Source organism: Rothia sp. HC945 (assembly GCF_051370785.1).
In the GTDB taxonomy this organism is placed as follows: domain Bacteria; phylum Actinomycetota; class Actinomycetes; order Actinomycetales; family Micrococcaceae; genus Rothia.
In genome coordinates this window covers 1-25,885 of record NZ_JBFCSN010000003.1, presented here as the reverse complement: position 1 = coordinate 25,885, position 25,885 = coordinate 1, and the positions used below count along the sequence as shown (strand labels likewise).

At 63.4% G+C, this 25,885-nt stretch carries 25 protein-coding genes and 1 tRNA gene; 15 read left to right on the top strand and 11 right to left on the bottom strand.

Translation table 11 applies throughout. The features are described 5' to 3' along the window. The first annotated feature begins 177 nt into the window (after positions 1-177). Positions 178-780 carry a malonic semialdehyde reductase gene (locus tag AB0Y14_RS10180; protein ID WP_436589152.1) on the top strand — a complete coding sequence of 201 codons (603 nt, stop codon included), beginning with the start codon at positions 178-180 and terminating at the stop codon, positions 778-780. A gap of 13 nt (positions 781-793) precedes the next feature. Here the strand turns inward: AB0Y14_RS10180 and AB0Y14_RS10175 are convergent, their stop codons facing one another. Together AB0Y14_RS10175 and AB0Y14_RS10170 are read right to left on the bottom strand one after the other, a co-directional pair. Then, on the bottom strand, positions 794-1,600 hold the full coding sequence (locus AB0Y14_RS10175; RefSeq protein ID WP_436589151.1) for a DUF4232 domain-containing protein: 807 nt from the start codon (positions 1,598-1,600) through the stop codon (positions 794-796). Positions 1,601-1,687: 87 nt separating this feature from the next. Next, positions 1,688-2,011: a 2Fe-2S iron-sulfur cluster-binding protein gene (locus AB0Y14_RS10170; RefSeq protein WP_129315134.1), complete on the bottom strand. Its 324-nt coding sequence runs from the start codon at positions 2,009-2,011 to the stop codon at positions 1,688-1,690. 160 nt (positions 2,012-2,171) lie between these two features. On the opposite strand from AB0Y14_RS10170, the gene AB0Y14_RS10165 reads away from it, so the two are divergent. After that, the gene (locus tag AB0Y14_RS10165) at positions 2,172-3,404 is read left to right on the top strand and encodes an NgoMIV family type II restriction endonuclease (protein ID WP_436589150.1); all 1,233 of its coding nucleotides are present in this window, start codon (positions 2,172-2,174) and stop codon (positions 3,402-3,404) included. Here AB0Y14_RS10165 and AB0Y14_RS10160 read toward each other — a convergent pair. From AB0Y14_RS10160 to AB0Y14_RS10145, 4 genes are all read right to left on the bottom strand, one after another. Further along, positions 3,401-4,042: a response regulator transcription factor gene (locus AB0Y14_RS10160; RefSeq protein WP_436589149.1), complete on the bottom strand. Its 642-nt coding sequence runs from the start codon at positions 4,040-4,042 to the stop codon at positions 3,401-3,403. The two genes, AB0Y14_RS10165 and AB0Y14_RS10160, sit on opposite strands and share 4 nt — an antisense overlap. Continuing rightward, positions 4,039-5,184, bottom strand: a complete 1,146-nt coding sequence (locus AB0Y14_RS10155) for a sensor histidine kinase (protein WP_436589148.1) — start codon at positions 5,182-5,184, stop codon at positions 4,039-4,041. Before AB0Y14_RS10155 ends, AB0Y14_RS10160 begins: the two co-directional genes overlap by 4 nt. Continuing rightward, complete coding sequence (locus AB0Y14_RS10150; protein ID WP_436589147.1) at positions 5,171-5,707, bottom strand: hypothetical protein; 537 nt, start codon at positions 5,705-5,707, stop codon at positions 5,171-5,173. The genes AB0Y14_RS10155 and AB0Y14_RS10150 overlap by 14 nt, the downstream gene beginning before the upstream one ends. Positions 5,708-5,939: 232 nt before the next feature. Next, positions 5,940-6,012: transfer RNA gene (locus AB0Y14_RS10145), tRNA-Arg, on the bottom strand. A 267-nt stretch (positions 6,013-6,279) separates the two neighbouring features. On the opposite strand from AB0Y14_RS10145, the gene AB0Y14_RS10140 reads away from it, so the two are divergent. After that, entirely contained in the window at positions 6,280-8,139 is a 1,860-nt protein-coding gene (locus AB0Y14_RS10140) for a phosphoenolpyruvate carboxykinase (GTP) (protein ID WP_436589146.1), read from the top strand. Between the two features lie 160 nt (positions 8,140-8,299). Here the strand turns inward: AB0Y14_RS10140 and AB0Y14_RS10135 are convergent, their stop codons facing one another. After that, positions 8,300-9,697, bottom strand: coding sequence for a phosphomannomutase/phosphoglucomutase (locus AB0Y14_RS10135; RefSeq protein ID WP_436589145.1), 1,398 nt, complete (start codon positions 9,695-9,697; stop codon positions 8,300-8,302). Between the two features lie 133 nt (positions 9,698-9,830). Here AB0Y14_RS10135 and manA point away from each other — a divergent pair, with 133 nt between their 5' ends. From manA to AB0Y14_RS10115, 4 genes are read left to right on the top strand one after another with little or no spacing between them, the layout of a single operon-like run. Next, the gene (gene manA, locus AB0Y14_RS10130) at positions 9,831-11,024 is read left to right on the top strand and encodes a mannose-6-phosphate isomerase, class I (RefSeq protein ID WP_436589144.1); all 1,194 of its coding nucleotides are present in this window, start codon (positions 9,831-9,833) and stop codon (positions 11,022-11,024) included. A gap of 34 nt (positions 11,025-11,058) precedes the next feature. After that, positions 11,059-12,351 carry an AI-2E family transporter gene (locus AB0Y14_RS10125; RefSeq protein ID WP_436589143.1) on the top strand — a complete coding sequence of 431 codons (1,293 nt, stop codon included), beginning with the start codon at positions 11,059-11,061 and terminating at the stop codon, positions 12,349-12,351. 36 nt (positions 12,352-12,387) lie between these two features. After that, entirely contained in the window at positions 12,388-12,657 is a 270-nt protein-coding gene (locus tag AB0Y14_RS10120; protein WP_436589142.1) for an ACT domain-containing protein, read from the top strand. 11 nt (positions 12,658-12,668) lie between these two features. Further along, complete coding sequence (locus tag AB0Y14_RS10115) at positions 12,669-14,030, top strand: PFL family protein (RefSeq protein WP_436589141.1); 1,362 nt, start codon at positions 12,669-12,671, stop codon at positions 14,028-14,030. 17 nt (positions 14,031-14,047) lie between these two features. Here AB0Y14_RS10115 and AB0Y14_RS10110 read toward each other — a convergent pair whose 3' ends face one another. Together AB0Y14_RS10110 and tmk are read right to left on the bottom strand one after the other, a co-directional pair. Beyond that, positions 14,048-15,196: a DNA polymerase III subunit delta' gene (locus AB0Y14_RS10110; protein WP_436589140.1), complete on the bottom strand. Its 1,149-nt coding sequence runs from the start codon at positions 15,194-15,196 to the stop codon at positions 14,048-14,050. Continuing rightward, complete coding sequence (gene tmk, locus AB0Y14_RS10105) at positions 15,193-15,876, bottom strand: dTMP kinase (RefSeq protein WP_436589139.1); 684 nt, start codon at positions 15,874-15,876, stop codon at positions 15,193-15,195. The genes AB0Y14_RS10110 and tmk overlap by 4 nt, the downstream gene beginning before the upstream one ends. Before the next feature lie 80 nt (positions 15,877-15,956). Between tmk and AB0Y14_RS10100 the strand changes: the two genes are divergently transcribed. From AB0Y14_RS10100 to AB0Y14_RS10090, 3 genes are all read left to right on the top strand, one after another. Beyond that, positions 15,957-17,237, top strand: a complete 1,281-nt coding sequence (locus AB0Y14_RS10100; RefSeq protein WP_436589138.1) for a trans-sulfuration enzyme family protein — start codon at positions 15,957-15,959, stop codon at positions 17,235-17,237. A 9-nt stretch (positions 17,238-17,246) separates the two neighbouring features. Next, positions 17,247-17,558, top strand: coding sequence for a DUF2516 family protein (locus AB0Y14_RS10095; RefSeq protein ID WP_436589137.1), 312 nt, complete (start codon positions 17,247-17,249; stop codon positions 17,556-17,558). Between the two features lie 135 nt (positions 17,559-17,693). After that, positions 17,694-18,440 carry a phosphoglyceromutase gene (locus AB0Y14_RS10090; protein ID WP_436589136.1) on the top strand — a complete coding sequence of 249 codons (747 nt, stop codon included), beginning with the start codon at positions 17,694-17,696 and terminating at the stop codon, positions 18,438-18,440. A 130-nt stretch (positions 18,441-18,570) separates the two neighbouring features. Here the strand turns inward: AB0Y14_RS10090 and phoU are convergent, their stop codons facing one another. Beyond that, positions 18,571-19,236 (bottom strand): phosphate signaling complex protein PhoU, encoded by a 666-nt coding sequence (gene phoU / locus AB0Y14_RS10085; RefSeq protein ID WP_178980239.1) that lies wholly within the window; start codon positions 19,234-19,236, stop codon positions 18,571-18,573. Positions 19,237-19,393: 157 nt separating this feature from the next. On the opposite strand from phoU, the gene AB0Y14_RS10080 reads away from it, so the two are divergent. Together AB0Y14_RS10080 and AB0Y14_RS10075 are read left to right on the top strand one after the other, a co-directional pair. Continuing rightward, positions 19,394-20,674 (top strand): sensor histidine kinase, encoded by a 1,281-nt coding sequence (locus AB0Y14_RS10080; protein WP_436589135.1) that lies wholly within the window; start codon positions 19,394-19,396, stop codon positions 20,672-20,674. Beyond that, the gene (locus tag AB0Y14_RS10075) at positions 20,671-21,351 is read left to right on the top strand and encodes a winged helix-turn-helix domain-containing protein (protein WP_436589134.1); all 681 of its coding nucleotides are present in this window, start codon (positions 20,671-20,673) and stop codon (positions 21,349-21,351) included. Before AB0Y14_RS10080 ends, AB0Y14_RS10075 begins: the two co-directional genes overlap by 4 nt. 144 nt (positions 21,352-21,495) lie before the next feature. Here the strand turns inward: AB0Y14_RS10075 and AB0Y14_RS10070 are convergent, their stop codons facing one another. Next, positions 21,496-22,008, bottom strand: a complete 513-nt coding sequence (locus AB0Y14_RS10070) for a hypothetical protein (RefSeq protein WP_436589133.1) — start codon at positions 22,006-22,008, stop codon at positions 21,496-21,498. A gap of 302 nt (positions 22,009-22,310) precedes the next feature. Here AB0Y14_RS10070 and AB0Y14_RS10065 point away from each other — a divergent pair, with 302 nt between their 5' ends. The 3 genes from AB0Y14_RS10065 to rlmB all read left to right on the top strand — a co-directional run bounded on the left by AB0Y14_RS10065 (position 22,311) and on the right by rlmB (position 25,464). Next, positions 22,311-22,793, top strand: a complete 483-nt coding sequence (locus AB0Y14_RS10065) for a CarD family transcriptional regulator (RefSeq protein ID WP_436589132.1) — start codon at positions 22,311-22,313, stop codon at positions 22,791-22,793. Positions 22,794-23,027: 234 nt separating this feature from the next. Next, the gene (gene cysS / locus AB0Y14_RS10060) at positions 23,028-24,446 is read left to right on the top strand and encodes a cysteine--tRNA ligase (protein WP_436589131.1); all 1,419 of its coding nucleotides are present in this window, start codon (positions 23,028-23,030) and stop codon (positions 24,444-24,446) included. Positions 24,447-24,474: 28 nt separating this feature from the next. Then, the gene (gene rlmB, locus AB0Y14_RS10055) at positions 24,475-25,464 is read left to right on the top strand and encodes a 23S rRNA (guanosine(2251)-2'-O)-methyltransferase RlmB (protein ID WP_436589130.1); all 990 of its coding nucleotides are present in this window, start codon (positions 24,475-24,477) and stop codon (positions 25,462-25,464) included. Positions 25,465-25,885 lie beyond the last annotated feature (421 nt).

Here is a 25,885-nt window from a genome sequence, read left to right as displayed (position 1 = left end):
CTGGTTCCTCTGAGGTCCTGTGTCTCCCGTCTCCGCCGCCCGACGTCGTCCGGGGGAGCCGTGCATCACATTTGAGTCACGCCGAGAAATCGGCGGAATAGGCTGAGCGCGCCATCCGTTTACCCGTAAAGCAATGCACATCCGGTCCGGACGTGCCCCTCAGACGAAGGAACTCGAATGATCGATACTGTTACCCAGGCCCAACTGACCGACGAAGATCTGCACCTGCTCTTCAACACCCGAACGGTCAGCGAATTCGAGGATGTCGAGGTTACCGAGGACCAGAAGCGCGCCATTTACGAGCTGGCGAAAATGGGTCCCACGGCCTTCAACTCCCAGCCTCTCCACGTCGTGTGGGTCGAAAAGGGGGAGAGCCGCGATCGCCTGGTTTCGCACATGATGACCAGCAACCAGCCCAAGACCTCCGGTGCGCCCCTGGTCGCCGTGCTGGCCTTGGACAAGAAGTGGCACCACAAATTCGACAAGTTCCTGCCGGCTCGCCCGCAGGTAGGCCAGATGTACCTGGACAACCCCGAGCTCGCCGACTCGACGGGACGGGACAACGCCTTCATTCAGGTCGGTTACTTCGTGATGGCCGTTCGTGCCCTGGGTCTCGCGGCCGGCCCGATGACCGGCTTCGATGCCGCGGGCGTGGACGAGGACCTGCTTGCTGGCACCGATCTGAACTCGCTGGTCGTCGTCAACATCGGCAAGGGAGTGGACCCGGCCTACGACCGTTCCCCGCGTTACGCCTACGAGGAATCCACGACTACGCTCTGAGCCCCGAAGGGCATCAGCGCTGGACGCCGACCTTGCTCACGGACAGCTGCTGAACAGACTGATTCGCGCACGCCGACATCGGGAAGCTGACATCCAGAACCTGTCCGCTTCCCGGTGCGGCAACGCGAAGACCGGAGGCGCTGGTCTTTTGGCAGGTTTCCCCGTAGAGACCGGGTTGCGTGCTCCGGAGGACCGCCGAGGTTGAACCGCCGGGTTCCAGCGTCGCTCCGTTCCCGGGCAGCTCCGTTGCCTGCATCGCAGGAGGCCCGATCACCTGCCCCGAGCCGTCGATGAAATTGACGGTGGGGTAACCGGAGAGCTTGCACGAATCGGAGCCGGAGTTCGTGAAGGTGAGATTGTAGTCCGTCGATCCGGCCGCGTGGCCAGATTCCTCGATGGCTACTTTCAGCGCCCCGTCCCCACAGGTTGAGTCCTTGGCTCCTTGAGGAGCCGACGGGTTCGGTGAGGCGGGATTCGACGAGGGCGACTGTTCGCTCGGTTCCGATTCACTGGGCTGTCCCTCGGCCGGTGCGCTCGATACCGTCCCGGATGGCTCCGGGGCCGGGGATTCCTCGACCACCGAGGGCGTCGGGGCCGGCGTCGTCGGGCTGGGGCTGGGATGCTCCGAAGGCTCCGCAGACGCAGACGCGGACGGCGAATCAGCGGAGGCCGAGCTCGAAACGGATGGGGTGCCGGAGGACGAGGACCCGTCTCCGTCGTGCGTGCCGCCCGAGGAGCACGCACTCGAGCCCAGGAGCAGGACTAACAGGCCGGCTCCCGCGAGAGACGTTCTCCAGCGTCGGTTGGTGTCTTGGACCATGATTTCAGGGTAGGCGCATTCTCAGGGCGGTTCCACCACATTGCATCCATGCCGGTCCGCTCCATTCGACCGTGAGGTCGAAACGCCCTACATCCCCGGTTTGAGGGTTACCGTCGCGCCGTCGAGCCCTTCGTTGTACTCGGTCTGGCACGCCAAGCGCGAGTAGTCGTTGGCGACGTCATCAATCATCTCGAGCAGATCTTCCTCGGCCTCGGTGCGTTCGTCGCCCCCGGTCTCGAAATGTTCCGGATCCATGAAAGTGTGGCAGGTCGCGCAGGAGGCATTGCCCCCACAGGTGGCCAGCACGGGGTACTGGTTCTTGTGAAGGCACTCCAGAAGGGTCTGGTTGTCCTTCCACTCCACCTCCTGGGCCTCTCCCGACTCATCGACCACGGTGATGTTGATGCTCATTGCTCTCCAAGCTGGACGAATTCTTCTCTCGGGACAGTGTAGGCCGGCTCCAGCGGGAGGAGTAACCGTCTCTTCACAAGGAGTGACCGGAAACATAGCGAGCTCTGTCGGCGCGACATGTCCAGTAATCTGGCGACTGATCCTATCTCCAGGAGGCCTCATGAGTCCGAAGCATCCGCACGACCAACCGGAAGAGCAGTTCCTGTTCTCGCTCGACCTCACCGAATTCGAGGACTCGGGAAAGACCGCCCGCGGATCCGGAACGGTGCAGGCTCGGAGCGGTGCTGAAGGAGCGGCGGGCCGGAAAACCAGCGCGGCCTCCGGCCGGGCGAAACAGGGGAGCACAGAGAGCCGTGCCGGGACCTCGGGCGCGGAACAGGCACCGACGTCGGAGGCACGGACGCCGTCTCCGCAGAGCGCACCGGTCACTCCGGGGCCGCCGAATCTTGACGAGGCCAAGGCGGAGATGACCCGCGCCGAAGTCGCGGCCTTCCACAGGTCCAAACCCGAGTACCTTCTGGACCGTGCCCGTCGGGTATTTCACCGCGCGCTGTTGGACGAACGCGTCCTGGTCCTGAACCCGGCCAGCGGTGTCCCTTCCAACGCGGACAAGGACTCCGCCTCGAGCATTCGGTACGCGCGCTTCGTGGCCCAGGGCATCGGTGGCGTGCCCGAAACCTCCCGCGCGCCCGGCAAAGGCGTCAGCAGGAATTTCGAACGGGCAGTCGCTGCGTACCTCAAGTCCGTGACGCAGGCCCTCGACGCCGTGAGGCCGGGCGACTGGGTCGTGCGACGCCTGGGGGACCGGGAGGAATGGACCGCGATCGAGGACGCATCCGAGATTTTCGAGCAATACGACCATGTGTCCGGGATGCGGGAGGCCATTCTCGGCCGCCGGGACTTGCGTGCCCTCCTCGGGCACGACACAGAGATCATGGCCCCCGACGTCGTCATCGCACGTCATCCCGTCCCGGACTCGGAGCTCAACGGTTCGGCACGACTGGTCGATCCGATGGGGCCGCTGGCAACCTCGACCCCTCTGCGGGCCGCCGTCCAGCCCAAACCGCTTTTGCACGCCGTGATCTCCTGCAAGTGGACGCTGCGCAGCGACCGTGCCGAGCAGATCAAGGCGGAATCCCGGCACCTGATCCGGAACCGGCGGGGCAGGGCCCCTCACCTGGTGCTGGTCACGGGGGAGCCGATGCCGTCCCGCATCGCGTCGGTTGCTCTCGGCACGGGGGATCTCGACTGCGTGTATCACTTCGCGTTGCACGAACTATTGGATGCGATCGACCCCGAGACCGATCCTGCCGGTGCCGAGCTTCTTCACACGATGGTCCAGGGGAGGCGGCTCCGGGATATCTCGGATCTGCCGCTCGATCTGGCGATCTAGCCCTCGTTCTTTGCACGCCCCGTGGCCAGCGCGATCGCATGGGCACGGTTCTGGGCCCCGAGCTTGGTGAAAATGTCATTGGTATACGACTTGACCGTCCCCACCGCCAGGAAGAGTTGCTGAGCTATCTCGGTGTTGCTTCGGCCGGCAACCATGTGGGTGAGGACTTCGGCTTCTCGGGCGGTCAGGTTGGGGAATCGGTCCCGCGGAGAGATGCTCTGCGGGGAGAATGAGCCGGCGAGCTTCTCCCCGATGTCGCGAGTGAACGTGACTTGTCCGGTGGCGGCGGTCCGAATTGCGGCGGCCACTTCTTCTCGGCCGGCGTCCTTGGTCAGGTATCCGCGGGCACCGCTGGCGAGGGCGCGGGCGATCGAGTCGTCGTCGTCGAAAGTGGTCAGCACAAGCACCGCGACGTCGGGATGCGAGGTGCGAAGGATCGCGGTGGCCTCCGCACCGTCCATCTCCGGCATCCGGAGATCCATCAGGACCACGTCCGGCCCGAGCCGGTCGACCATCTCCACAGCTTGTTGACCGTTTTCCGCCTCGCCCGCGATCTCGATGCCCTCCGTCAGGGAAAGAACTGCGGTCAGGCCCTCGCGGACAATTGCCTGGTCGTCCACCACCAGAACAGTGATCACTGAGGCACCTCCAGAGTCACGAGGAATACTGTGTTCTTCTCGACGCGGAGAACGCCTCCGATGGACTCGGCTCGCTCCCGAATCCCCAGGAGCCCAAAGCCTCCCCCGGTCGAGGAGGTCGGCCCACCCGCCGATGCAGGCGTCCGTACGCATAGACGATACCCGTCCGAAAGAGGCACGAACTCAACGTGTGCGCACTCGTCCGGAGCGTGCCGACGAGCATTGGTCAAGAATTCCCGCAGGCCACTGAGGAGGACCTCGGCGAATGCCTGGGACATCGAGTCCGTCGCCGCGATTTCTGCCTCCGCGGCAAAGCCCAGTTCTCGGTGAATCCTGATCAGCTCCTCGGCTCCGGTGCCGAAGTCCGGTGCGGGCGCCCTCAAGGCCGCTACCGCGCGGCGGGCATCCTTCAATCCGGATCCGGCCAGCTCGCGTGCATCTCGGGCACGAGACAGCGCGGCGGTATTCTTCCCGGCTTCGATTTCGGCGGCCAGAGCATCCAGTTGAATCGTCAGCCCGCCCAAACTGTGGGCGAGGACATCATGCAGATCGCGGGCTATTGCCGTACGTTCCTCGGCGGCGGCCGTTCGTGCCCGTTCGTGGGCCGCGGCAAGACGGTCCTGGAGCGCGGCACGTTCCGCGACGGCGACCGCGTCGGCCTGGCGCCTGAGGAGGCCGAAGGGGATGATCACCAAGAAGCCGACGAAACACCCGATACTGGTGGGTAGGTCCGCTTCGCTGACTACGGCCCCTGCACCGACGGCGATGATCCCCATCCCGTGCGTCAGGAAAATTCGCTGCAACGACATCGTGCTGTCCCGAGCCTGCCTGAGCAACCCGGCAAAAGCGGGAATCGCTCCGAGGACGTCCGTGCCGGGACCACTGAAACCGCCGACGGCGATCATCGCCAAACCCAGCGCCATGAAGGACCGGGTTCCGGGGCGTGTGAAACAAGCCTGAGCAAACCAGCAGGCCAGGGCGCAGATTCCGAGAGCCGCGAAGACCGGATGATCTCCGTGGACCAGTCGTGAGGCCAGCACATAGGCCCAGAGCGCGGAGACCGCGCCCGTGATGATGATCCTGGCGGGACTGGCCTGCGCCTGGGCAACCTTCGGACCAGAATCGGCTTCAAGCTGTGACACGGTTATCCACTGTACGTCGGGCGGAGACGGCCCCGTTGGCGATCCGGTTGGCGGCAATGACAAGGTACGTCGGCCACATCGAGCTCATCAGATCGTAACCGTGCACTGAGCCGAAGATTCCGAGCCCAAGGCGCAGGCCGAGGAGCACCAGCCAAATGATCAGGCCTTGAACGCCCGCGCGGCTCTCCTGCTCCGGCAGATCCGTCAGCGGTTCTTCCTTTCTCCGGGCCCTGGCTTCGAGTCGCGCAATGGTCTTGTCACTGATGGGCCTGACCTCTGCGAGTTTGGCTTGCCAGAGCCCGCAGGCGGCGCCGGCGACGAGTTCGATGGCCAGGATTCCCAGGTCTCCGCCCTTGGCCGGAATCGGCGAATGCACGAGATTCGCCACGGCAATGATTCCCAGAATCATCCCAATTTTCATGGATCGTTGTGGCCGGACCGGAGACCAGAGGAACTGCCGGAGGCAGATCCACGCGATGAGAGCTACAAGAAGTGCGAAACCGGAGAGTGTCGAAATGTTCATGGCTTCTATGTTTCTTCGCGGAATCGCCCAACCGGCACCCCCGTAGGGTGGGGATCCGGGTGGTTGTGCGTCGATTCTTTTCCTGTGCCCGCGATCGCGGCGTATGCGGTCCGGACGTTGTTCCCGGAGACGATCCGTCAGGCGGGCGTCTGCTCGGGTCGGTCCGGAGAGGCGGGCGGATGTGGACGCGAAAAAGCCCCGTCATCCGGGGATGACGGGGCTTCCGTTGATGTGCGCCCGAAGGGATTCGAACCCCCAACCTTCTGATCCGTAGTCAGATGCTCTATCCGTTGAGCTACAGGCGCCGGGCCCACGAACGCATTACCGTTCAAGGCCGAGTACTACCTTACATGCGGGTTTCCGGAACGCCAACTCGGGGTTCTGTGATCTCCGCCGCATCATAATCCTGGGACACTATGTTCGGTTTACGCTACCCTGGTCTAGTCACAAGGGACGGAGCTGGAATTCGTGGCCCGCACCGCGGGCGCGAGTCCGAACGGACATCGAGCACCCCCACACAATGTCGTGAGTGATGGCCCGGGAGGGCCGAAACCTGTTGAGGGGAACAATTAATGACTGACATCGTCGTCGGAAACAGCGACAAGCTGAAGCCAGCCGTGGAAGAAGCCCTGAAGAGCGCACCGACCCAGCACCAGCGGTTGCTGGACTGGGTCCGCGAAGTCGCTGCATTGACTGAGCCGGAGACCATCCATTGGGTGGATGGTTCCCAGGAAGAATGGGACCGTCTCACCAGTGAGCTCGTGGACGCCGGGACCTTCGTCCGGCTCAATGAGGATGAATTTCCCAACTCATTCGCCGCGTTCTCCGATCCGGAGGACGTCGCCCGCGTGGAGGAGCGCACGTTCATCTGCTCCAGCACGCGAGAGGGTGCCGGGCCCACCAACAACTGGGTGGATCCGGAAGAGATGAAGGCGACCCTGACCGAGAAGTACCGGGGTTGCATGCGTGGACGCACGTTGTACGTGATCCCCTTCGTCATGGGCCACTTGGGTGCCAAGGACCCGAAGTTCGGCGTCGAACTGACGGACTCCGCCTACGTCGTGTGCTCGATGCGCATCATGGCGACCATCGGGCAGGACGTTCTGCGTACGATGGAAGAGAAGGACGCCTTCTTCGTGGAGGCCCTCCATTCCGTGGGCGCGCCTCTGGAAGAGGGGCAGGAGGACGTCGCCTGGCCGTGCAATCCGGACAAGTACATTGTGCAGTTCCCCGAGGACCGCGCGATCTGGTCCTTCGGATCGGGATACGGCGGAAACGCTCTGCTCGGCAAGAAGTGCTACGCCCTGCGCATCGCCTCGGCCATTGCGCACGACGAGGGCTGGCTTGCGGAGCACATGCTGATCCTGAAGGTCACCGACCCGCAGGGCGGGACCCATTACATCAGCGCAGCCTTCCCCTCGGCCTGCGGCAAGACCAACTTCGCGATGATCGAACCCACCATCGAAGGTTGGAAAGCCGAAATGGTCGGGGACGATATTTCCTGGATCACCTTCAACGACGAAGGCAAGCCCCGGGTGATCAACCCCGAGGCCGGCCTGTTCGGCGTCGCACCCGGAACGGGGTGGACCACCAACCCCAACGCGATGCGCGGCGTCGCCAAGGGCAATACGATCTTCACCAACGTCGCCCTGACGGACAACGGTGGTGTCTGGTGGGAAGGCATGACCGATGAGGTCCCTGAGCACCTGACCGACTGGAAGGGCCAGGACTGGACCCCGGACTCGGGTCGTCCCGCGGCGCACCCGAATTCGCGGTTCTGCACGCCGATCGAACAGTGCGACATCGTCGCGCCCGAGTACAGCGACCCCGACGGCGTCCCGCTGTCGGCGATCGTCTTCGGCGGTCGACGCAAGACCACGGTTCCGCTCGTGTCCGAGTCGTTCGACTGGAATCACGGCGTCTTCCAGGGGGCCACGCTGTCCTCCGAGACCACCGCCGCTGCGAAGGGGCAGGTCGGCGTCGTGCGTCGCGATCCCATGGCCATGTTGCCGTTCATCGGCTACAACGCGGGGGACTACCTGCAGCATTGGGTGGACATCGCGAAGAAGTACGGCGAAGACAATATGCCGAAGATCTTCTACGTGAACTGGTTCCGTCGCACCCCGGATGGCGGATTCGCCTGGCCCGGATTCGGCGAGAATTCGCGCGTGGTCAAGTGGATCATCGAACGCCTGCAGGGCACGGCTGGTGGCAAGGAGACCCCCGTCGGTATCGTCCCGAACGTCGAGGACTTGGACCTGACCGGGCTGGACGCCGATCCGAAGGATACCGAGGCCGCCCTCGCGGTGAATGTCGACGAGTGGAAGGAAGAGCTTCCCGGAATCGATGAGTGGTTCGAGAAGCTCGGTGACCGCGTTCCTGCGGAGGTCAAGGAACAGAGGGACGCCTTGGGCGCCCGTCTCGACGGCTGATACCACTGGCACGATGAAGGACGCCGCCGGGCCGCCCTCAGGGGCGGGCCGGCGGCGTCCTTTCGCATGTGATGAACTGATCCTTGCCCCGACGGCTCGGACTACGCGCCGCCCGGACTACGCGCCGCCCGGGCCCGGCCGGCTCTGAGGCCAGTCGCTATTACAGCCGAATCAGCCCCAGGACCTCGTCGCGAACGCGTTCCATGGTTGCCGGATCAGGGGCCTCGACATTGAGTCTCAGGAACGGTTCGGTGTTCGAGGGTCGCAGGTTGAACCACCAACCGTCGGTGCGGTGGGTGAACGTCGTGCCGTCCATGTCGTCGACATCGATGGGCCCGTCGGCCAAAGCCTCACGAACTCGCGCGACCGCGGCCGCCTTGTCCTCGATCTCCGAGTTGATTTCGCCGGAGGCGACGTAAGGTGCATACTTCTCGGCCAGCCTGGACAGCGGCCGCTCCTGCGTCCCCAGGGCCGCCAGCACGTGCATGGCGGCGAGCATCCCGGTGTCAGCGTTGAAGAAGTCCTTGAAGTAGTAGTGGGCCGAATGCTCGCCGCCGAACACGCCGTTCTCGCGAGCCATGACGCCCTTGATGAAGGAATGTCCCACCCGCGTTCTCACGGCTCGGCCGCCCATGGACTCGACGAGCTCGGGCACGGCCTTCGACGTAATCAGATTGTGGATGACGACCGGCTCTTCGATGCCGTCGGCCTGGGCCCGGGAAATTTCCCTCTCGGCCACCAAGGCCGCGATCGCGGACGGCGTGACGGGGTCGCCCTTTTCGTCGACCACGAAACACCGGTCGGCGTCGCCGTCGAAGGCGAGGCCGAGGTCCGCGCCCGACTCGACGACGGCGGCCTGCAAGTCGCGCAGGTTTGCCGGTTCGAGCGGATTCGCCGGATGGTTCGGGAAGGTGCCGTCCAGATCGAAGTACAGCGGGCTGACGTTCAGCGGCAGCGCGGGCAGGACGGCGTCACCAAGAACAGCAGGCGTCGTCATTCCCGCCATGCCGTTTCCGGCGTCGACGACGACCTTCAGCGGGCGGATGGACGACAGGTCCACGAGGTTGCGCAGGTACTGGGCGTAGTCGACAAGGATGTCCCGTTCCGAGATGCTCCCGGTGGTCTCCAAGGGGACGACGCCGCTCTCGAGGTAGCGCTGGGCGGCGTCGCGGATATCGAACAGTCCGGTCTCGGACGAGATCGGGACGGCTCCTGCCTTGGCCATCTTCATGCCATTGTACTCGGCGGGGTTGTGCGACGCGGTGAAAGTGACACCGGGGGCGTCAAGGACTCCACACGCGAAGTAGAGCTCGTCGGTCGAGATCAGACCGATCTTCACGACGTCGGCTCCTCTGGCTGTGGCCCCGGCCGCGAACTCGTCCATGAATTCGGGGGATGAGGGCCTCATGTCGCCGCCCACCAGAACGGTCTTTCCCGAGAGGTCAAGAACATCGACGAAGGCGGCACCCGTGGCACGTACGCTTTCCCGTGTGATGGATTGGCCAACGATCCCGCGGACGTCGTAGGCCTTGAACGACTCTTGTAGGTTAATGCTCACCCGCACGATTCTACGTGGGCGGCCCCCGAAAACCCGCGGAATCGCCGGGGTGACAGCCGTCATAGCCTCGGGCCGTGACTGCGTTGCGGGAACCGGTTGTGGTTGGATGATGGGTATGGGTCAGCTGCTCAAGATGGTAAATCCAGTCCAGAATTATGCATGGGGAACGCGGGATACGCTTGCCCGACTCCGCGGCGAGGACAAGCCCGCTTCCGAGCCGGAAGCCGAGCTGTGGGTCGGGGCGCATCCCAAGGCGCCATCCTCCGTACTCACGGCAGAAGGGACCAAGTCCCTGGCCGACTGGGTCGAGGAGGACCCGGACTCGGTCCTGCCGGAAGGTACCTCCGGATTCCCGTTCCTGCTCAAGATCCTGGCCATCGATTCGCCCTTGTCCCTCCAAGTGCATCCCTCCGAACAACAAGCCGTCGAAGGGTTTGAGAAGGAGAACCGGGCAGGCATCGCCCTCGACGCGAACGAACGCAATTACAAGGACGACCGTTCCAAACCGGAGACCGTCATCGCGTACTCGCCGTTGCGTCTCCTCACCGGGATCCGGCCTGCGGCCGAGCTCAAACGGATCGCCAAGGAACTCAACCTCACGTGGCTGGCCGAATTGGCAGATTACGATGCCTCGGAGATCATCAAGGCCATCTTCGCCAAGGACGAGACGAGCTCAGCCTTGGCGCTGGATGCGACGGTGAACGCGGCCATGGACTGGAGCCTGGCCCATCCCTTCGATGAGGACGACGCCGCCTACCGTCGCGATCGTGAGGGTTTCGACCTCGACGCCGTCGCCGACCTCGTCCTGTTGCTCCACGATGCCTACCCCGGTGACCGGGGGACCCTGGTGGCCGTGGCCATGAATCAGCTCTTTCTCAAGCCCGGGGAGTCGGCCCACACGCCGCACGGGCAGGTCCACGCGTACCTCCAGGGCACCGCGATCGAGGTCATGAATCCGTCCGACAATGTGATGCGGGCCGGGCTGACACCCAAGCACGTCGACATCAAGGAACTGCTCTCGGTGGTTGTTGCCGATCAGCCTGCCCCGGAAGCGATGCTCCCCTCGGAGCAGCAGCCGGGCGTGGCCCGCTACGACCTCTGGGACTCGCAACTGCACGTGGACCACGTGACCGTGTCGCCGGACGACCCCGTCGAGTACACCTGTGATGGGCTGTCGGCTATTCTGTGCGTCGAAGGCGACGTCGAGGTGACCGGTGCCGGCGAACGAATCGCCCTGCGCGGCACGGAGTCGGCGCTGCACATCGGGTCGCGGGACGTCCTAACCCTGTCCGGAAACGGTCAGGTGTACACGGCCGTCCGGACCTGACCCCGATCGTCCACGCAGGGAGAACATCCAGCCCATGAATCGACCCGTCGCCGCATCGACCCGAGCGACAGAATCGGATGCGAACATGCCGATGCAGGAGCAGGAACGAGCTCCTCGCCGTGGCCCTGACCTGCCGCTCGGCGTCGTCGCTCTCGTCGCCCTGGCGGCCCTCGTGGTCTTCATGGGCGGACTCAAGTTCATCTCGGAGATCTTCGGGCCCATGTTCCTGGCCTATTCGCTCGTCGTCGCGGTTCGACCGATGCGATTGTGGCTGGCCGACCGCAAGGTTCCCCGGTGGCTCTCGACGGTCCTCGTGGCGCTGTTCCTCTACGCGATACTGCTCGCCATTATCGGGTCCATGGTCGTGTCGGTCCTCCAGCTCGTCGAGACCCTTCCGAATTACAGCGGAAAGTTCGCGACTCTCTACCAGCAGACGCGCCACTTGCTGAGCGACTACGGACTCAGCGAGACGGACGTCGGGGACTCGTTGCTCGAATATCTTCAGCCGAGCCGGATCCTCAGTGCCGCGACCACGGTCCTGAGCGGCCTGTCATCCGCGGGGTCGCAGCTGTTCGTGCTGGTGATGGTGATGGCTTTCCTCTTCATTGACGCCACGATCATCCCCGGACGTCGTTCGGAAATCGCAAGCGCCAAGCCGGGTCTCGGTCAGGCCTACGCAGACTTCAGCCACAGGACCTCCAAATACTGGGTCGTGAATACCGTCTTCGGTGCGATCGTGGCCGTTCTGGACACGATAGCCCTGATGATTCTGGGGGTCCCGCTGGCCTTCACCTGGGGCGTGTTCTCCTTCGTCACCAACTACATCCCCAACATTGGTTTCGTCATCGGCCTGATCCCGCCGGCCCTGCTCGGACTGCTCGCGGGCGGACCGGCCACTGCGATCTGGGTCGTGGTTCTGTACTCCGTGATCAACTTCGTCGCCCAGTCGGTGATCCAGCCGAAAGTCACTGGCGACGCCGTCGGGCTCAATACGACCGTCACCTTCGTCTCGCTGATCTTCTGGTCGGCGATCGTCGGCCCACTGGGGGCGATCCTCGCCGTCCCGCTGACCCTGTTCTTCAAGGCGATGTTCATCGATTCGGACCCGAGATCGCGATGGATCGGCGTGGCCTTCGATTCCAGGGGCAAACCGAATGATCTGCGCTGGTCGGAACAACTCGTCCACGAGGACGGTCGATATTCCTTGAGGAAGACCTACGGTCCCGAACCTGGGGAGGACGCCGAACCTCCCGCGAGCCTGACCGCGCGAAAACGCCGGCTCAAACGAGAAAAGCACCGGCGGCTCAAGCAGCAGACCACCCAGTAGACGCGAACCGTCAGCCACTACTCCCGAAAGAGCACCATGAAAGTCATCCTCACCGTGACGGGCTTGGACCACGAAGGCATCATCGCCGCCGTGTCGACCGGTCTGGCCGATCTTCACGTCAACATCCTCAATGTCTCCCAAACCCTCATGGAGGGCTACTTCACCATGATCATGCAGGGTGAATTCGACGAGTCGAAGCAGACCATCGAAGACATCCAGGCGGCGATGGAACCCATCGGTCAGGCGGCGAAGGTCGAGATCCGGATCCAGTCCGAGGCCATCTTCGAAGCCATGCACACCCTCTAGGACATCCCGCCATGATCGACACCAACGCCAATATCCTCGAAACCATCCAGATGATCGAGGAAGACAAACTCGACATCCGCACGGTGACCATGGGCATCTCGTTGCTCGACTGCATCGATGCCGACGGTGACAGGGCGCGGGCGAAGATTTACGACAAAATCACCCAGCGCGCGAAGAACCTGGTCAGGGTCGCCGAAGGGATCGAGGCGGAACTCGGGATCCCGATCATCAACAAGCGCATCGCGGTCACCCCGATCTCGATCGTGGCCGGCGCGTCGGGAGATTCCGACTACCTCGAATACGCCCGCACGCTCGATCGGGCCGCGCGAGCGGTCGGCGTCGATTTCATCGGCGGATTCTCGGCGCTGGTCGACAAGGGTCAAACCGAAGCCGATCGCATTCTCATGTCGTCTATTCCTCGGGCGCTCGCGGAAACCGACGTGGTCTGCTCCTCGGTGGACATCGGCTCGTCACGCGCCGGCATCAACATGGATGCCGTGCGGGACATGGGAGAGGTGATCCGCGAGACGGCGGATCTGACGGGCGAAGCCCACGGTTTCGGTTGCTCCAAGCTCGTCGTTTTCGCCAACGCCGTCTCGGACAATCCCTTCATGGCGGGGGCTTTCCACGGCGTTCAGGAGACGGACTGTGTGGTCAGCGTCGGTGTCTCTGGGCCGGGCGTCGTCAAGCGTGCCCTGGAAAAGACTCCCGGAGCGTCCTTGAATGTCAGCGCCGAGGTCATCAAGAAGGCCGCTTTCAAGATCACCCGCGTGGGTCAGCTCGTCGGGAACCTTGCGGCAGAGAGGCTCGGGGTCTCCTTTGGGATCGTGGATCTTTCTCTCGCGCCCACGGCCGAGGTCGGCGACTCCGTGGCGCGGGTTCTCGAGGAGCTCGGCCTCGAAGTGGTCGGTACCCACGGAACCACCGCGGCGCTGGCGCTGCTCAACGACGCCATGAAAAAGGGAGGCCTCATGGCGTGCTCCCGCGTCGGTGGGTTGTCCGGGTCCTTCATCCCGATATCGGAAGACATCGGCATGATCGAGGCCGCGGCTGCGGGGAACATCACCCTCGACAAGCTCGAGGCGATGACAGCCATTTGCTCCGTGGGGCTCGACATGGTCGCCGTTCCTGGAGACACCCCGGCCTCCACACTCTCGGCCATGATTGCCGACGAAGCGGCCATCGGCGTCATGAACCACAAGACGACCGCCGTGCGCGTGATTCCCGCGGTCGGTCTCGGGGTGGGCGACGTCGTCGAGTTCGGCGGGCTCTTGGGGCGGGCCCCCGTGATGCCCGCACACGAAGGATCCTCGGAGATCTTCGTCCGCAGGGCGGGCCACATCCCATCCCCGGTGCACGGCTTCCGGAACTGACCAACGCCCCGTGGCAGTCAGTGGCGGAGTATCAGGCTGGCGGCCATGGCCTCGAACGCGAGACGCGGGCTGACGTTGGTTGAGATCCGCCTGCGCGTGAGGTTGATCGTGTCGATCTGCTCCAGGGTGCGTTCCGCGCTCGAATTGAGGGCGTAGTCGGACAGCTCACGTTCCAAATGGTGGTTGATCAGGCGTGAGCCCGTCTTCAACTGGAGCGTCAGCACGTCCCGATAGAAGGTCGAGAGATCGATGAGGAAGCGGTCAAGGGTGTCGACCTGAATCCGTTTGGCACGCCGCTTCTGGTCCTCCTCGAGGCGACGTACGGCGGCCTTGATGGTCGGCGGCACCCGGCCGGATTCAGGCGCACCGAGAGTCACGAGCAGGTCAGCCTTTTCCTGGTCGTTGCGTTCCTCGGCATCGGCGGTTGCCTCGGCCTCCGCCGTGGAGATGAGACGATCCGCGGCGGCCACGGCCGAGCTGATCCCGCCCAGACCCAGGGGGAGCCGCACCACGTCTTCGCGGCGGGCCTTCGCCTCGGGGTACAGCGCGAGCCGACGAGCAATTCCGATGTGTCCCTGAGCCAGGCGTGCGGCCTGTTCCGCGGTCTCCGGGTCCACACCGTCCCTGCGCGCAAGAAGCTCCGCGACTTCCTCGGCCGTGGGGACTTTCAGAGTGATGGCGCGACACCGTGACCGAATGGTCACCAGGACGTCGACCGGGCTCGGTGCGCAGAGTAACCAGATCGTGTGCGGAGGCGGTTCTTCGATCGCTTTCAGCAAGACATTCGACGTGCGCTCGGGCATGCGATCGGCGTCCTCGACGATCATGACCCGCCACCGGCCCACGGAGGGGCGGTCCTGGGCCTTGACCACGAGGTCGCGCGCCTCTTCAATCTTGATCTGGACATTCTCGGTCGCGAAGTTGGTGACGTCCGCGTGCGCTCCGGACATGGCCGTGCGGCACGATTTGCACTCCCCGCACCCTCTCTCGGCCGGGTCCGGTTTCTCGCAGAGAAGTGCCGCAGCCAGGGCGCGTGCGGCTGTTGACCGCCCTGATCCTGGAGGGCCCGTGAACAACCAGGCGTGCGGAGGCAATTCCGACGCCGCCGCCTTGCGGAGTTGGCCGACGGCCTGTTCCTGGCCGACCAACTGGTCCCAGACGCTCACGGTGTCTCACCCGCCATCAAGGTCGGCAGGGCGCTGTGCCACACCCTGTCCGCGACCTCGTCGACGGAACCGGATCCATCGATCACCGTTTTCTTGGATTCCGTACCCCGAGCCAGTCCTTGGAACGATTCCCGAACCCGGGCATGGAATGAGTCAGGCTCCGTCTCGAGCCGATCCAGCGTGCCTCGAGAGGCCACGCGGTTGCGTGCATGCGCGCCGTCGACAGACAGGAAGACCGTCAGATCAGGGACGAGATTTTCCGTGGCCCACAGGGAAAGATTCGTGACGGCGTCCTCTCCGAGTCCTCGCCCGCCGCCCTGGTACGCGGCCGAAGAGTCGATGTATCGATCGCACACGACCACGGCGCCGCGCTCGAGGGCCGGTGCGATGAGCTGATGCGCATGGGCGGCCCGGGAGGCGGCATACAACAAGGCTTCGGTGCGGGCATCGATCACGCCGTTGCCCATGTCCAAGACGAGGGAACGGATATTCTCCCCGATATCTGTGCCTCCGGGCTCTCGGGTCAGGACGACCTCACGGTCCAGCCGTTGGCGGATCCGGTCTTCGAGAATCCGCGCCTGAGTCGACTTCCCGGTACCGTCCCCGCCTTCGAACACAATGAAGGTTCCGGGGCGCTGGGAAGCCACTTCGGGCGGTGAGTAGTGGAGCTCTGAAGTCACCCTCGTAGCCTATCGAAATCAGGGGCGGTCCATCGGCGCGCACCCCCGTTTGCCGAGGACGGACGGGTAATCTGTGGACTATGCAGCAGAATTCCTCGGATATCCACGGACGCAAGGGACACGAGCCCGACGAGATCGTCGCGGAAGAAGCGCGCGCCGAACACCAGGGTACGGACGCCGATTCCCCGTGGTCGCGCGAGACCTTGGTCGTCTCGGCGGGGCGACCGGAGAGGGAACATGACGCTCCGGTGAATTCGCCGATTGTTCTCTCATCCACGTTCCACGGCGCCGGCCCTATTCTGCCGGAGGACCGGGCCTACGGCCGGTTTACGAACCCGACATGGGAGGACCTCGAACAGGTTCTCTCGTCCCTCGAGGGATCCGAGCTGCCGGCGTTGCTCTTCGGCTCGGGCATGGGTGCCATCGCCGGCGTCGTCGGTCAGGTCCCGGTGGGGTCGGTCATCGTCATGCCTGAGCACACGTACTTGGGGTCGATGTCCTTGGTCCGGCAGATGGAACGGCGTGGTGTCTGCACCTTGGTCGAGGTGGCCGTCGAAGACACGGACCGAGTGATCGAGGTCCTGACCGAGCAGGTGCGATCTCTTCCCGAACCCGCCCCTGGCGCCGAGGCGCCGTACGTCCTGTTCTGGCTCGAAAGCCCAACCAACCCCATGCTGGAGGTCGCGGATCTTCCGACCCTTCTCGCGGCGGCTCGTGGCCTGGGGATCCGAACGGCCGTCGACAACACCTTCGCGACCCCGTTGGTGCAGCGCCCCCTGGAGTGGGGCGCGGACTTCGTGGTCCACTCGGCAACCAAGTATTTGGCCGGGCATTCCGACGTCGTGATGGGGGCCGTTGTGACACGGGAGCCCGAGCTGCGGGAAGCGACTCTGGCCCAGCGCTCGCTGGGAGGAGCGATCGCCGGGCCCGTCGAGGCGTGGTTGGCATTGCGAGGACTGCGAACCCTGTCCTTGCGTATCCGGCAGTCGTCGGCGTCCGCGCAGGTTCTCGCGGAAAGATTGCGTGATCATCCTGCTGTCGCCGAAGTCAGGTACCCCGGCTTGCCCGAGGACCGCGGACACGATCGGGCCAAGGCACAGATGAGCAACTTCGGCTCGGTGCTGTCGGCGACTCTGGATGCCGACGCCGAGACGACACAGCGGGTCGTCGAGGCCTTGCGCCTCTGGACGCCGGCGACCTCGTTGGGCGGCGTGGAATCGCTGGTTGAGCGACGTCGCCGACACTCGAACGAGGCTCAGAGCGTCAATGAAGCGCTTCTCCGTCTGTCGGTGGGCATTGAGGATGTCGAGGATCTCTGGTCGGACCTGAGCCGGGCACTGGACCACGTCGAGAAGCGATAGGGTGAACGCATGGAGATCTTGACCATCACGATGGCCCTGGAACGAATCATCGATCTTGCGCTCGGGCTGATCCTCTTCCTACTCGCGATGTGGGCCTTCGTCTCAGCGCTCGGGGCGAGCGACCACGCCTACCAGTACTCGTTCAAACGCACGAAGAAGTTCTGGGTCCTGGTCACGGGAGCCTGCTTGCTGGCGGCCGTGATATCCATGCTCGGCGCCCTGCGCGGCGGCTCCTCGAGCCTGTTCCTTCAATTGATCGCCGCATCGGCGGTGGGTGTATTCCTGGCCGACGTCCGTCCGGCGGTCCGCACCAGGAAATAGCTCCTTCCGGAGGACCCTCACCGGCCAGCGCGATGACGAACGCACAACGAACAGTGCCCCGGGTTCGCCCGGGGCACTTTTATTTCCTGTGGTTCTCCTCCCGATGACGTGCCGGAAAGTGGAACAATGGGGGACATGGCTGAAACGTACAAACTTGTTCTGCTGCGTCACGGGCAGAGCGAATGGAACAAAGAGAACCTGTTCACCGGCTGGGTCGATGTGCCCCTGTCCGATCAAGGGCGGGAGGAAGCCGCCCGTGGTGGTGCACTGCTCAAGGAGCGTGGCATCCTTCCGGACGTCGTACACACGTCCTTGTTGCGTCGTGCCATGAACACAGCGAACCTCGCGTTGGACGAGGCCGATAGGCTGTGGATCCCGGTCAAGCGGAACTGGCGTCTCAACGAGCGTCACTACGGCGACCTTCAGGGCAAGGACAAGGCAGAGGTCCGGGAGAAGTACGGCGAGGAACAGTTCATGCAGTGGCGTCGTTCCTACGATGTTCCGCCGCCGCCCCTGGACGACGACTCCGAATTCTCCCAGGCACATGATCCGCGGTATGCGGACGTCGAAGATGCTCCCCGGACCGAGTGCCTCAAGGATGTTCTTGAGCGGATGCTTCCCTACTGGCACGAGGGGGTCAAACCGGATCTTGCGACGGGCAAGACGGTCTTGGTCGCCGCACACGGCAATTCCTTGCGGGCATTGGTCAAGCACCTGGACGGTATTGCGGATGAGGATATCTCCGGCCTGAACATCCCGACCGGAATTCCGCTCTATTACGAGCTCGATGAGAACTACAAGCCGGTCAAGCCCGGTGAGTACCTGGATCCGGACGCGGCCGCGGACGCGATCCAGGCCGTTGCGAACCAGGGCAAGAAGTAGCCCGCACCCCAACAAGTACACACCAGCCGCCCGGCCAAAACCATGGTCGGGCGGCTGGTGTGTGTCGGGGCGCGTCCGGCGCCGAGCGCGACCCCGGCCCGGACCATGCGGTCCGGGCACATGGTGTGGGTTACGAGTGGCTTGCCGTGGGCGCGGAGTCCCATTCGCCGGTCACGAGGTAAGTGACCTTTCGGGCCACGGAGACCCCGTGGTCGCCGAAACGCTCCATGTAACGGGAAACGAGCGTCATGTCGATGGTCGTCTGGGCGTCGGACCCCCAGTCGGCTTCGGCGATGTGAGCAAAAACGGACTCGTGGAGCACGTTGATGCGCCCCTTGGCGGCATAGATCTCGTCCGCGTAGGCCAGTTCCCGCGTCTCGAGAAGGTGGATGACGTTGTTGATGATCGCTTTGTCGTGATCGATGATTTCTTGGAACGTCGGCACGAGGTCCTCGGGAACTGAAGTCTCCGGGTATCGCAACCGGGTCACCTGAGCGAGGTGACGGGCGAGGTCGCCCGCACGTTCCAGGGAAGCGCTCATACGGAGCGCGCCCACGATCATGCGAAGGTCGGATGCCACGGGTCCTTGCAACGCCAGGAGGTCGATCGAACGCTCGTCGAGCTGGTTCTGGAGGAAGTCGATGCGGGCGTCGTCGGAAATGACCTGCTCGGCTTCCTGAATGTCCGCGTTCAGCAATGAGTCTGACGCTCGGTCGAAGGCCGTTTCAACGAGATTCGCGATCTCGACGAGGTCGTCGCCCACCTGCTGGAGCTCGGCCTGAAATACTTTGCGCACGATGAAACGGTCCTTTCCTGACAACGCGTATCTACCTGTCGAGTCTGGCCATCTCGCGTAAACGCAGTGCCGGCCTTGGATGAACCTTAGTTGAACCCACCGATGTGAACCATGGTCCGAGCGGTGTCGATGGCCCAAGTGTGCCTAAGCTGTAAGGGTGAGTTCTGTGGCTATGGCCTTCATGTGGGGTCTGATTGGTTTGGCGCTCGGCGTGGTGAGTCACTTCGCCCTGCGCAGGAGCGACCGTCAGCGCGCCGAATGGGCCGTTGTGGATGAGCCCACCATCAACGATGGTGCGGCCCAGGTGCTGGCCGTCGTCGGGCAGGCATACGTTTTGGTCGACGCCGTCGACGGAGTCGTGCGGGCGTCCCAGGGATCCTATGCCTATGGACTCGTCAGAGGCCACAGCGTGGCGCAGTCGGAACTCTTGGACCTGATCAGACAGGTTCGTCGGGACGGCGTCATCGTCGAGAAGACCGTGGAAATATCTCGCGGACCGATGGGGCGCGGCGTACTCGTGCTCAATGTGCGCATCGCCCCCGTGGCCGACGAATACATCCTCATGCTGGCCGACGACCGGACTGAGATCACACGGGCACAAGCCATCCGCACGGATTTCGTCGCCAACGTTTCTCACGAACTGAAGACTCCGGTGGGGGCTGTCCGTCTGCTGGCCGAGGCGATCGAAGGTTCTTCGGAGGATCCGGAAGCGGTGCGGCACTTCACCCGGAGGCTCCACAAGGAATCGGCTCGTCTGACCGCCCTCGTACACGACATCATCGAACTCTCGAGGCTGCAGGGAACCGACATCGTCCAGAAAGGGACGATCATCGATCTCAATCAGCTGGTGCACGAGGCAGCGGATCGCAACAAGTTGGCCGCAGAGAACAAGAACATATCGATCCGCGTCGGCGGCACGGCCACCCGTCCGGTCCATGGGGACCCCGAGTTGCTGATGACTGCGTTGCGCAACCTGATCGACAACGCGATTCGGTATTCGCCGGAGAACACCAGGATCGGCGTCGGCATCAAATCCAAGAAGGGCACCGCCTTGGTCTCGGTCAAGGACCAGGGGCCGGGGATCCCGAATGACGAGCAGGACCGGATCTTTGAGCGGTTCTATCGCGTCGACGCCGCGCGTTCGCGCCAGACCGGTGGAACCGGGCTTGGGCTGTCCATCGTGAAACACGTTATGGCACAGCATGGCGGCGAGATTTCCTTGTGGTCCACTCCGGGGCAAGGATCAACCTTCACGGTGAGTCTTCCCGAGTTGGACGAAGCAACCGAAAAAGACCTTCGGGACAGCGAATCGGAGCCTGCGCCGATTCGGGACCAGGAACCCGTTTCCATCACGGCGGTGGACGACGCCCCCGCGGGGCCCGCGGAGAAGAGCAGACCGGCTGGATCCGGTCTTGACGAGGAGGATACTCAAGCATGACTCGACTCTTGGTTATCGAGGACGAGGAGGCTCTCAGCGAGCCGCTGGCGTTCTTGTTGGGACGTGAAGGGTTCGAGGTCACGGTGATCGACAACGGTCTGGACGCGGTCGCGGAGTTCGATCGAGCCGGAGCAGACCTCGTTCTGCTGGACCTGATGCTTCCGGGGCAATCCGGAACAGAGGTCTGCAAGCAGTTGCGGCAGCGATCCCATGTCCCGATCATCATGCTGACCGCGAAGGACACGGAGATCGACAAGGTCCTCGGCCTGGAGCTCGGCGCAGACGATTACGTGACGAAACCGTATTCGTCGCGAGAACTCGTGGCCCGGGTTCGTGCCGTGCTGAGACGCCAGACGGAGACCGAGGAGCTCGTGACGTCGACCGTTGAAGGCGGCCCGGTCCGGATGGACATCGAACGCCACGTGGTGAGCGTCAACGGATCGCAGAAGGCCATGCCGCTCAAGGAGTTCGAACTGCTCGAAATGTTGCTGAGGAATGCGGGCCGCGTGCTGACCCGCGGGCAGCTCATCGACCGCGTGTGGGGCAGCGACTACGTGGGGGACACCAAGACGTTGGACGTCCATATCAAACGACTCCGGTCCAAGATCGAGCCGGATCCCTCACACCCGAGGTACTTGGTGACGGTCCGCGGTCTCGGCTACAAATTCGAGCCCTAGGCCGGACCCGGGCCGAAATGCACGAAGGCTCCCCGCCGATGATTCGGCAGGGAGCCTTCGCGTGTGTGTACGTCTTCCGCCGGGCTCGGACCCGGCGGGCTGAGCCCGGTTCTCGGGGCCGCAGGAGCCGGAGCTCGAGGACTCCTAGCTAGGTGAGGATCCGTTCGAGGGCTGCGTATCCGCCAGGTTGGGCATGTACTGCTGGTATTCCTCCATGGTCCCGTCAAGCACGGGAACATTGGAGGTGGTGCTCTGGGGTCCGACGGAGAGCTTGGTGTCTTCCAGGGTTTCGCCCGGGGCCTTGCCCACGGGGTTGAGGAGAGTTTCCTGCTTCTCGAGCTGAACCTTGCCGTCGGCAGGAACCTTGACGGAGGCCGTGGCGTCACCGGTGTCGATGGTGACGTTCATTTCCTTGTCCGAGGAATTGATGATCGTGCCCAGCAGACGTCCGGCGGAATTCTTGTCCTTGGCGATCACCATCAGGTTGCGGAATTCCGCATCGGCCACGTCCGCGTGGACGCCGTCCGACGCGGCGTAGTGGATCGTGGTGGGCTGTTCGTGAATGTAGCCGCAACCGGCGGTGGCGGACAGAACCGCGACTGCGATGGCTGCCGTTGCTCCAGCGCGCTTGACGTTCTGGCGACCGAAAGACTTCACGTCTCACTCCTTGTGTGGTGATGCGAGGATCGAGCGGCGCCCTTGTCTGAAGCGTCGCGGACTCATTCCCTGGTCAGTTTAGCGTGTTTTGTGGACGCTTCGTCTGCAACGGCTCCCGTGGCGATCGTCCCGATCTCTGGCAGGGCGGCGCACGGGTCCCGTATCCCCGAATTCTCGCTCCGAGCGATCCGCAACTGGTGGCGAATACCTCATGTTTTCCTGCGCTTCATTGTAGGAAACTCATCGGTCCCTGGTGTAAATGGGCCGTGGTAAACTGGGTTGGCTGAAAGGGGTTCATCCATATGCTTTTTGAGGTTGGCGAAACCGTCGTTTACCCTCACCACGGCGCTGCGACGATCGAAGAGATCAAGACTCGCATAGTCAAGGGCGAAGAAAAAATGTATCTCAAGCTCCAGGTCGCCCAGGGGGATCTGACGATTGAGGTTCCGGCGGACAACGTCGACATGGTGGGCGTGAGGGACGTCGTTGATGAGAACGGCCTCCAGGAGGTCATCAACGTACTTCAGGCCGAGGATGTCGAGGAGGCCAGCAACTGGTCCCGCAGGTTCAAAGCGAACTCGGAGAAGTTGGCCTCGGGGGATGTCCTCAAGGTCGCCGAGGTCGTCCGCGACCTCTGGCGGCGCGAACAGGTCAAGGGTCTTTCCGCGGGGGAGAAGCGCATGCTGTCCAAGGCACGGCAGATTCTCTCGTCCGAGGTGGCACTGGCCAGAGATATTGACGAGGAAGCCGCGGAGACGGAGCTCGACAAGATTCTGGAGCACTGAATTCGTCCACCAGGCGCCCGGTTCGCCGGGTTTGCGTGGGCCGCGGCGTCATTGAAGACGACGATCGCGCGTTCCTCCGTTCGGGAGGGACGCGCTTTTGTTGTTTAAGGCGTCCGCTACCCGCGGCCCGCCGAGCCGCCTGAAGAATTGTCCCGCGGCAATGGACCGTGCGCCACGAAGTGTGGGGCCTGGCTGTTGGACACCGCCGCTGGACATCGCCGCTAGAATTGCCCCGTGAGCTTGCGTTTTTACAGTACAGATACTGCCACTGTCCGAGATTTCGAACCGGTGAATCCCGGGGAGGCCCGCCTCTATTACTGCGGAGCGACCGTCCAGGGGATGCCCCACATCGGGCACATCAGGTCTGCTCTCGTTTTCGACCAGCTCAGCAACTGGTTGCGCTATCGCGGCTACAAGGTCACCACCGTTCGCAACGTGACCGACATCGATGACAAGATTCTGGCCAATTCTGAGGCCAGTTTCGAACAGGGGTACTGCGGAAATTACCCCGAGGAGGAATGGTGGGCCCTGGCCTATCGATTCGAACGCGTTTTCTCCTCGGCCTACGACACCTTGGGCATCAAGCCCCCGACGTATGAGCCGAGGGCCACTGGCCATATCACCGAGATGTTCGGACTCATCCAGCGGTTGATCGATCGTGGGCACGCCTACCAGGCCCTGGACGATTCCGGAGACGTTTATTTCGACGTGAGGTCTTGGGACCCGTACGGGTCTCTGACTCGCCAGAATATCGACGACATGCAAGCGGCGCCCGACGCCGATCCTCGGGGCAAACGGGACCCGCGAGACTTCGCGTTGTGGAAAGGGCACAAAGAGGGAGAGCCGCAGACAGCGTCATGGGATTCCCCGTGGGGACGGGGCCGCCCGGGGTGGCACCTGGAGTGCTCTGCCATGGCCGGCAAATACCTGGGTGAGCGTTTCGACATCCACGGCGGGGGGCTTGATCTGCGGTTCCCTCACCACGAGAACGAACTTGCGCAATCGACCGCGGCCGGCTTCGGCTTTGCGAATTTCTGGTTGCACAACGGTCTCGTCACCTACGAGGGCGACAAGATGTCCAAGTCCATCGGCAATACCGTTTCCCCGGAGGAGATGCTCGAAACCGCACGTCCACTTGTCGTGAGGTACTACCTTGGTCAGGCTCACTACAGGTCTGTGCTCGACTACCGCCCCACGTCACTCGATGAAGCGCGGGTCGCGGTCGAACGCGTTGAGTCCTTCCTGGCAAAGTCTGGGGGAGGCGCCCCGGACGGGGCGGTGCCGGAGGCCTTCGGCCAGGCCATGGACGACGACCTCAACATCCCGCAGGCGCTTGCCGTTCTCCACGAACGTGTGAAGGCGGGCAATTCGGCGCTGTCGGAGGGGAGAGCCGACGACGTCGAGCTCGAAGCGAACGCGGTCAGGGCAATGACGGACGTCTTGGGCCTGACACCTCTGATGGATCTCGAGCCCCAGAACGGATCCGGCGCGGAGCGATCCGCGCTCGATTCCCTCATGAGAACACTCCTGGCCCAACGGGCCGAGGCGCGTGCCGCGAAGGACTGGGCGCGCGCCGACCAAATCCGTGACGAACTCACCGCCGCCGGAATCACTGTGAAGGATTCCGGCGACGGCTCGACTTGGACGGTCTGAGACCGGACCGAGTACAGAAAGGCAAACCATGGCTGAGAACAATCGACCCGGAGCGATCCGGAAGAAGAAGCGTGCCCCGCTCAAGGGGACGGGCGGCCACGGCCGTAGGTCCCTGGAAGGCAAGGGACCCACACCGAAGGCCGAAGACCGGCCTTACCACAAGGCCTACAAGACCAAGAAAGCCGCTGCCCGCAACCAGCAGCGTGGCGCCCAGCCGCGCCAGCAGCGACTGGGCGGAAAACGGACCAGCGAAGAGCTCGTGACCGGACGCAATGCTGTACTCGAAGCTCTGCGTACGGAAATTCCTGCGAAGCACATCTACGTGATGGCCAATATCGAACAGGACGATCGGGTCAAGGAAATTCTTGCGACCGTGGCGCATCGGGACATTCCTGCCCTGGAGATCACGAGGAGTGAGATTGACCGTCTGACGGAAGGCGCGGTCCACCAGGGGCTTGCCCTGCAGATTCCGCCGTACAAATATCCCGACGCGGGCGACTTGACCTCGACGATCTTGGAGAAGTGGCACGCCGGGGAGATGGCCCAACCGCCGCTCTTCGTCGCACTGGACGGAATTACAGATCCCAGGAACCTCGGCGCGATCATCAGGAGCGTGTCCGCGTTCTCCGGCCAGGCCGTGATCGTGCCGGAGCGCCGGGCCGCTGGCGTGACGGCTTCCGCGTGGAAGACAAGCGCGGGTGCAGTTTCACGTATTCCGGTGGCCAAGGCGACCAACCTCAACAGGACCATCGGGAAGCTCAAGGATCAGGGAGTATTCGTGATTGGGCTCGACGGCGACGGCGATGTGCAGTTGCCTGACCTCGAGCTGGCGACGGAACCCTTGTGCGTGGTCGTGGGATCCGAGGGCAAAGGGGTTTCACGCCTCACGGCGGAGAAGTGCGACCAGATCGTCTCCATCCCCATCGATTCCGCGATGGAATCCCTCAACGCATCACTGGCGGCAGGCATTGCGCTCTACGAGGTTTCGCGCCTTCGTCAAAGCGCCGGCGGAGCCTGACCTGCGGCCTTCCGATGCGCTCCATAAGCAGTGACGCAGCCCACGGTCTCCCGAGTTGCGGGGGCCCGTGGGCGTCTGTAAAGTAATGCGAGTTGCCACGGCGACCTGGTCAAGACCGGGGAGTGGCAACAAACCTCCACCAAGATCTCAGGATCAACGAGTTGCGTCGTCAGGAACGAACAGCTAAGCTGGTGGATTGTCGCTCTGAAAAGCATCAGCTCGAAGGGGTGACAAAGGGAGTGAACAGGACGGAAACGTCAAGTTGACTCGCCGGAGAACAGCCGGTAAACTTGTTCAGGCAACCGCGGGAGCGGACATCTTATCAGGTGAAAGTTCCTAGTATAGGTTTGTTGTTTGAGAACTCAATAGTGTGCTTTGTTTGAATGTTGTACCAAGTTTTTTGAATTCTTGTTGGTTTCAA

Coding starts and splice junctions, on each gene's coding strand:
- AB0Y14_RS10180 (WP_436589152.1), top strand. CDS start 178: ATGATCGATACTGTTACCCAGGCCCAACTGACCGACGAAGATCTGCAC.
- AB0Y14_RS10175 (WP_436589151.1), bottom strand. CDS start 1,600: ATGGTCCAAGACACCAACCGACGCTGGAGAACGTCTCTCGCGGGAGCC.
- AB0Y14_RS10170 (WP_129315134.1), bottom strand. CDS start 2,011: ATGAGCATCAACATCACCGTGGTCGATGAGTCGGGAGAGGCCCAGGAG.
- AB0Y14_RS10165 (WP_436589150.1), top strand. CDS start 2,172: ATGAGTCCGAAGCATCCGCACGACCAACCGGAAGAGCAGTTCCTGTTC.
- AB0Y14_RS10150 (WP_436589147.1), bottom strand. CDS start 5,707: ATGAACATTTCGACACTCTCCGGTTTCGCACTTCTTGTAGCTCTCATC.
- AB0Y14_RS10140 (WP_436589146.1), top strand. CDS start 6,280: ATGACTGACATCGTCGTCGGAAACAGCGACAAGCTGAAGCCAGCCGTG.
- manA (WP_436589144.1), top strand. CDS start 9,831: ATGGTAAATCCAGTCCAGAATTATGCATGGGGAACGCGGGATACGCTT.
- AB0Y14_RS10125 (WP_436589143.1), top strand. CDS start 11,059: ATGAATCGACCCGTCGCCGCATCGACCCGAGCGACAGAATCGGATGCG.
- AB0Y14_RS10120 (WP_436589142.1), top strand. CDS start 12,388: ATGAAAGTCATCCTCACCGTGACGGGCTTGGACCACGAAGGCATCATC.
- AB0Y14_RS10115 (WP_436589141.1), top strand. CDS start 12,669: ATGATCGACACCAACGCCAATATCCTCGAAACCATCCAGATGATCGAG.
- AB0Y14_RS10100 (WP_436589138.1), top strand. CDS start 15,957: ATGCAGCAGAATTCCTCGGATATCCACGGACGCAAGGGACACGAGCCC.
- AB0Y14_RS10095 (WP_436589137.1), top strand. CDS start 17,247: ATGGAGATCTTGACCATCACGATGGCCCTGGAACGAATCATCGATCTT.
- AB0Y14_RS10090 (WP_436589136.1), top strand. CDS start 17,694: ATGGCTGAAACGTACAAACTTGTTCTGCTGCGTCACGGGCAGAGCGAA.
- AB0Y14_RS10075 (WP_436589134.1), top strand. CDS start 20,671: ATGACTCGACTCTTGGTTATCGAGGACGAGGAGGCTCTCAGCGAGCCG.
- AB0Y14_RS10065 (WP_436589132.1), top strand. CDS start 22,311: ATGCTTTTTGAGGTTGGCGAAACCGTCGTTTACCCTCACCACGGCGCT.
- rlmB (WP_436589130.1), top strand. CDS start 24,475: ATGGCTGAGAACAATCGACCCGGAGCGATCCGGAAGAAGAAGCGTGCC.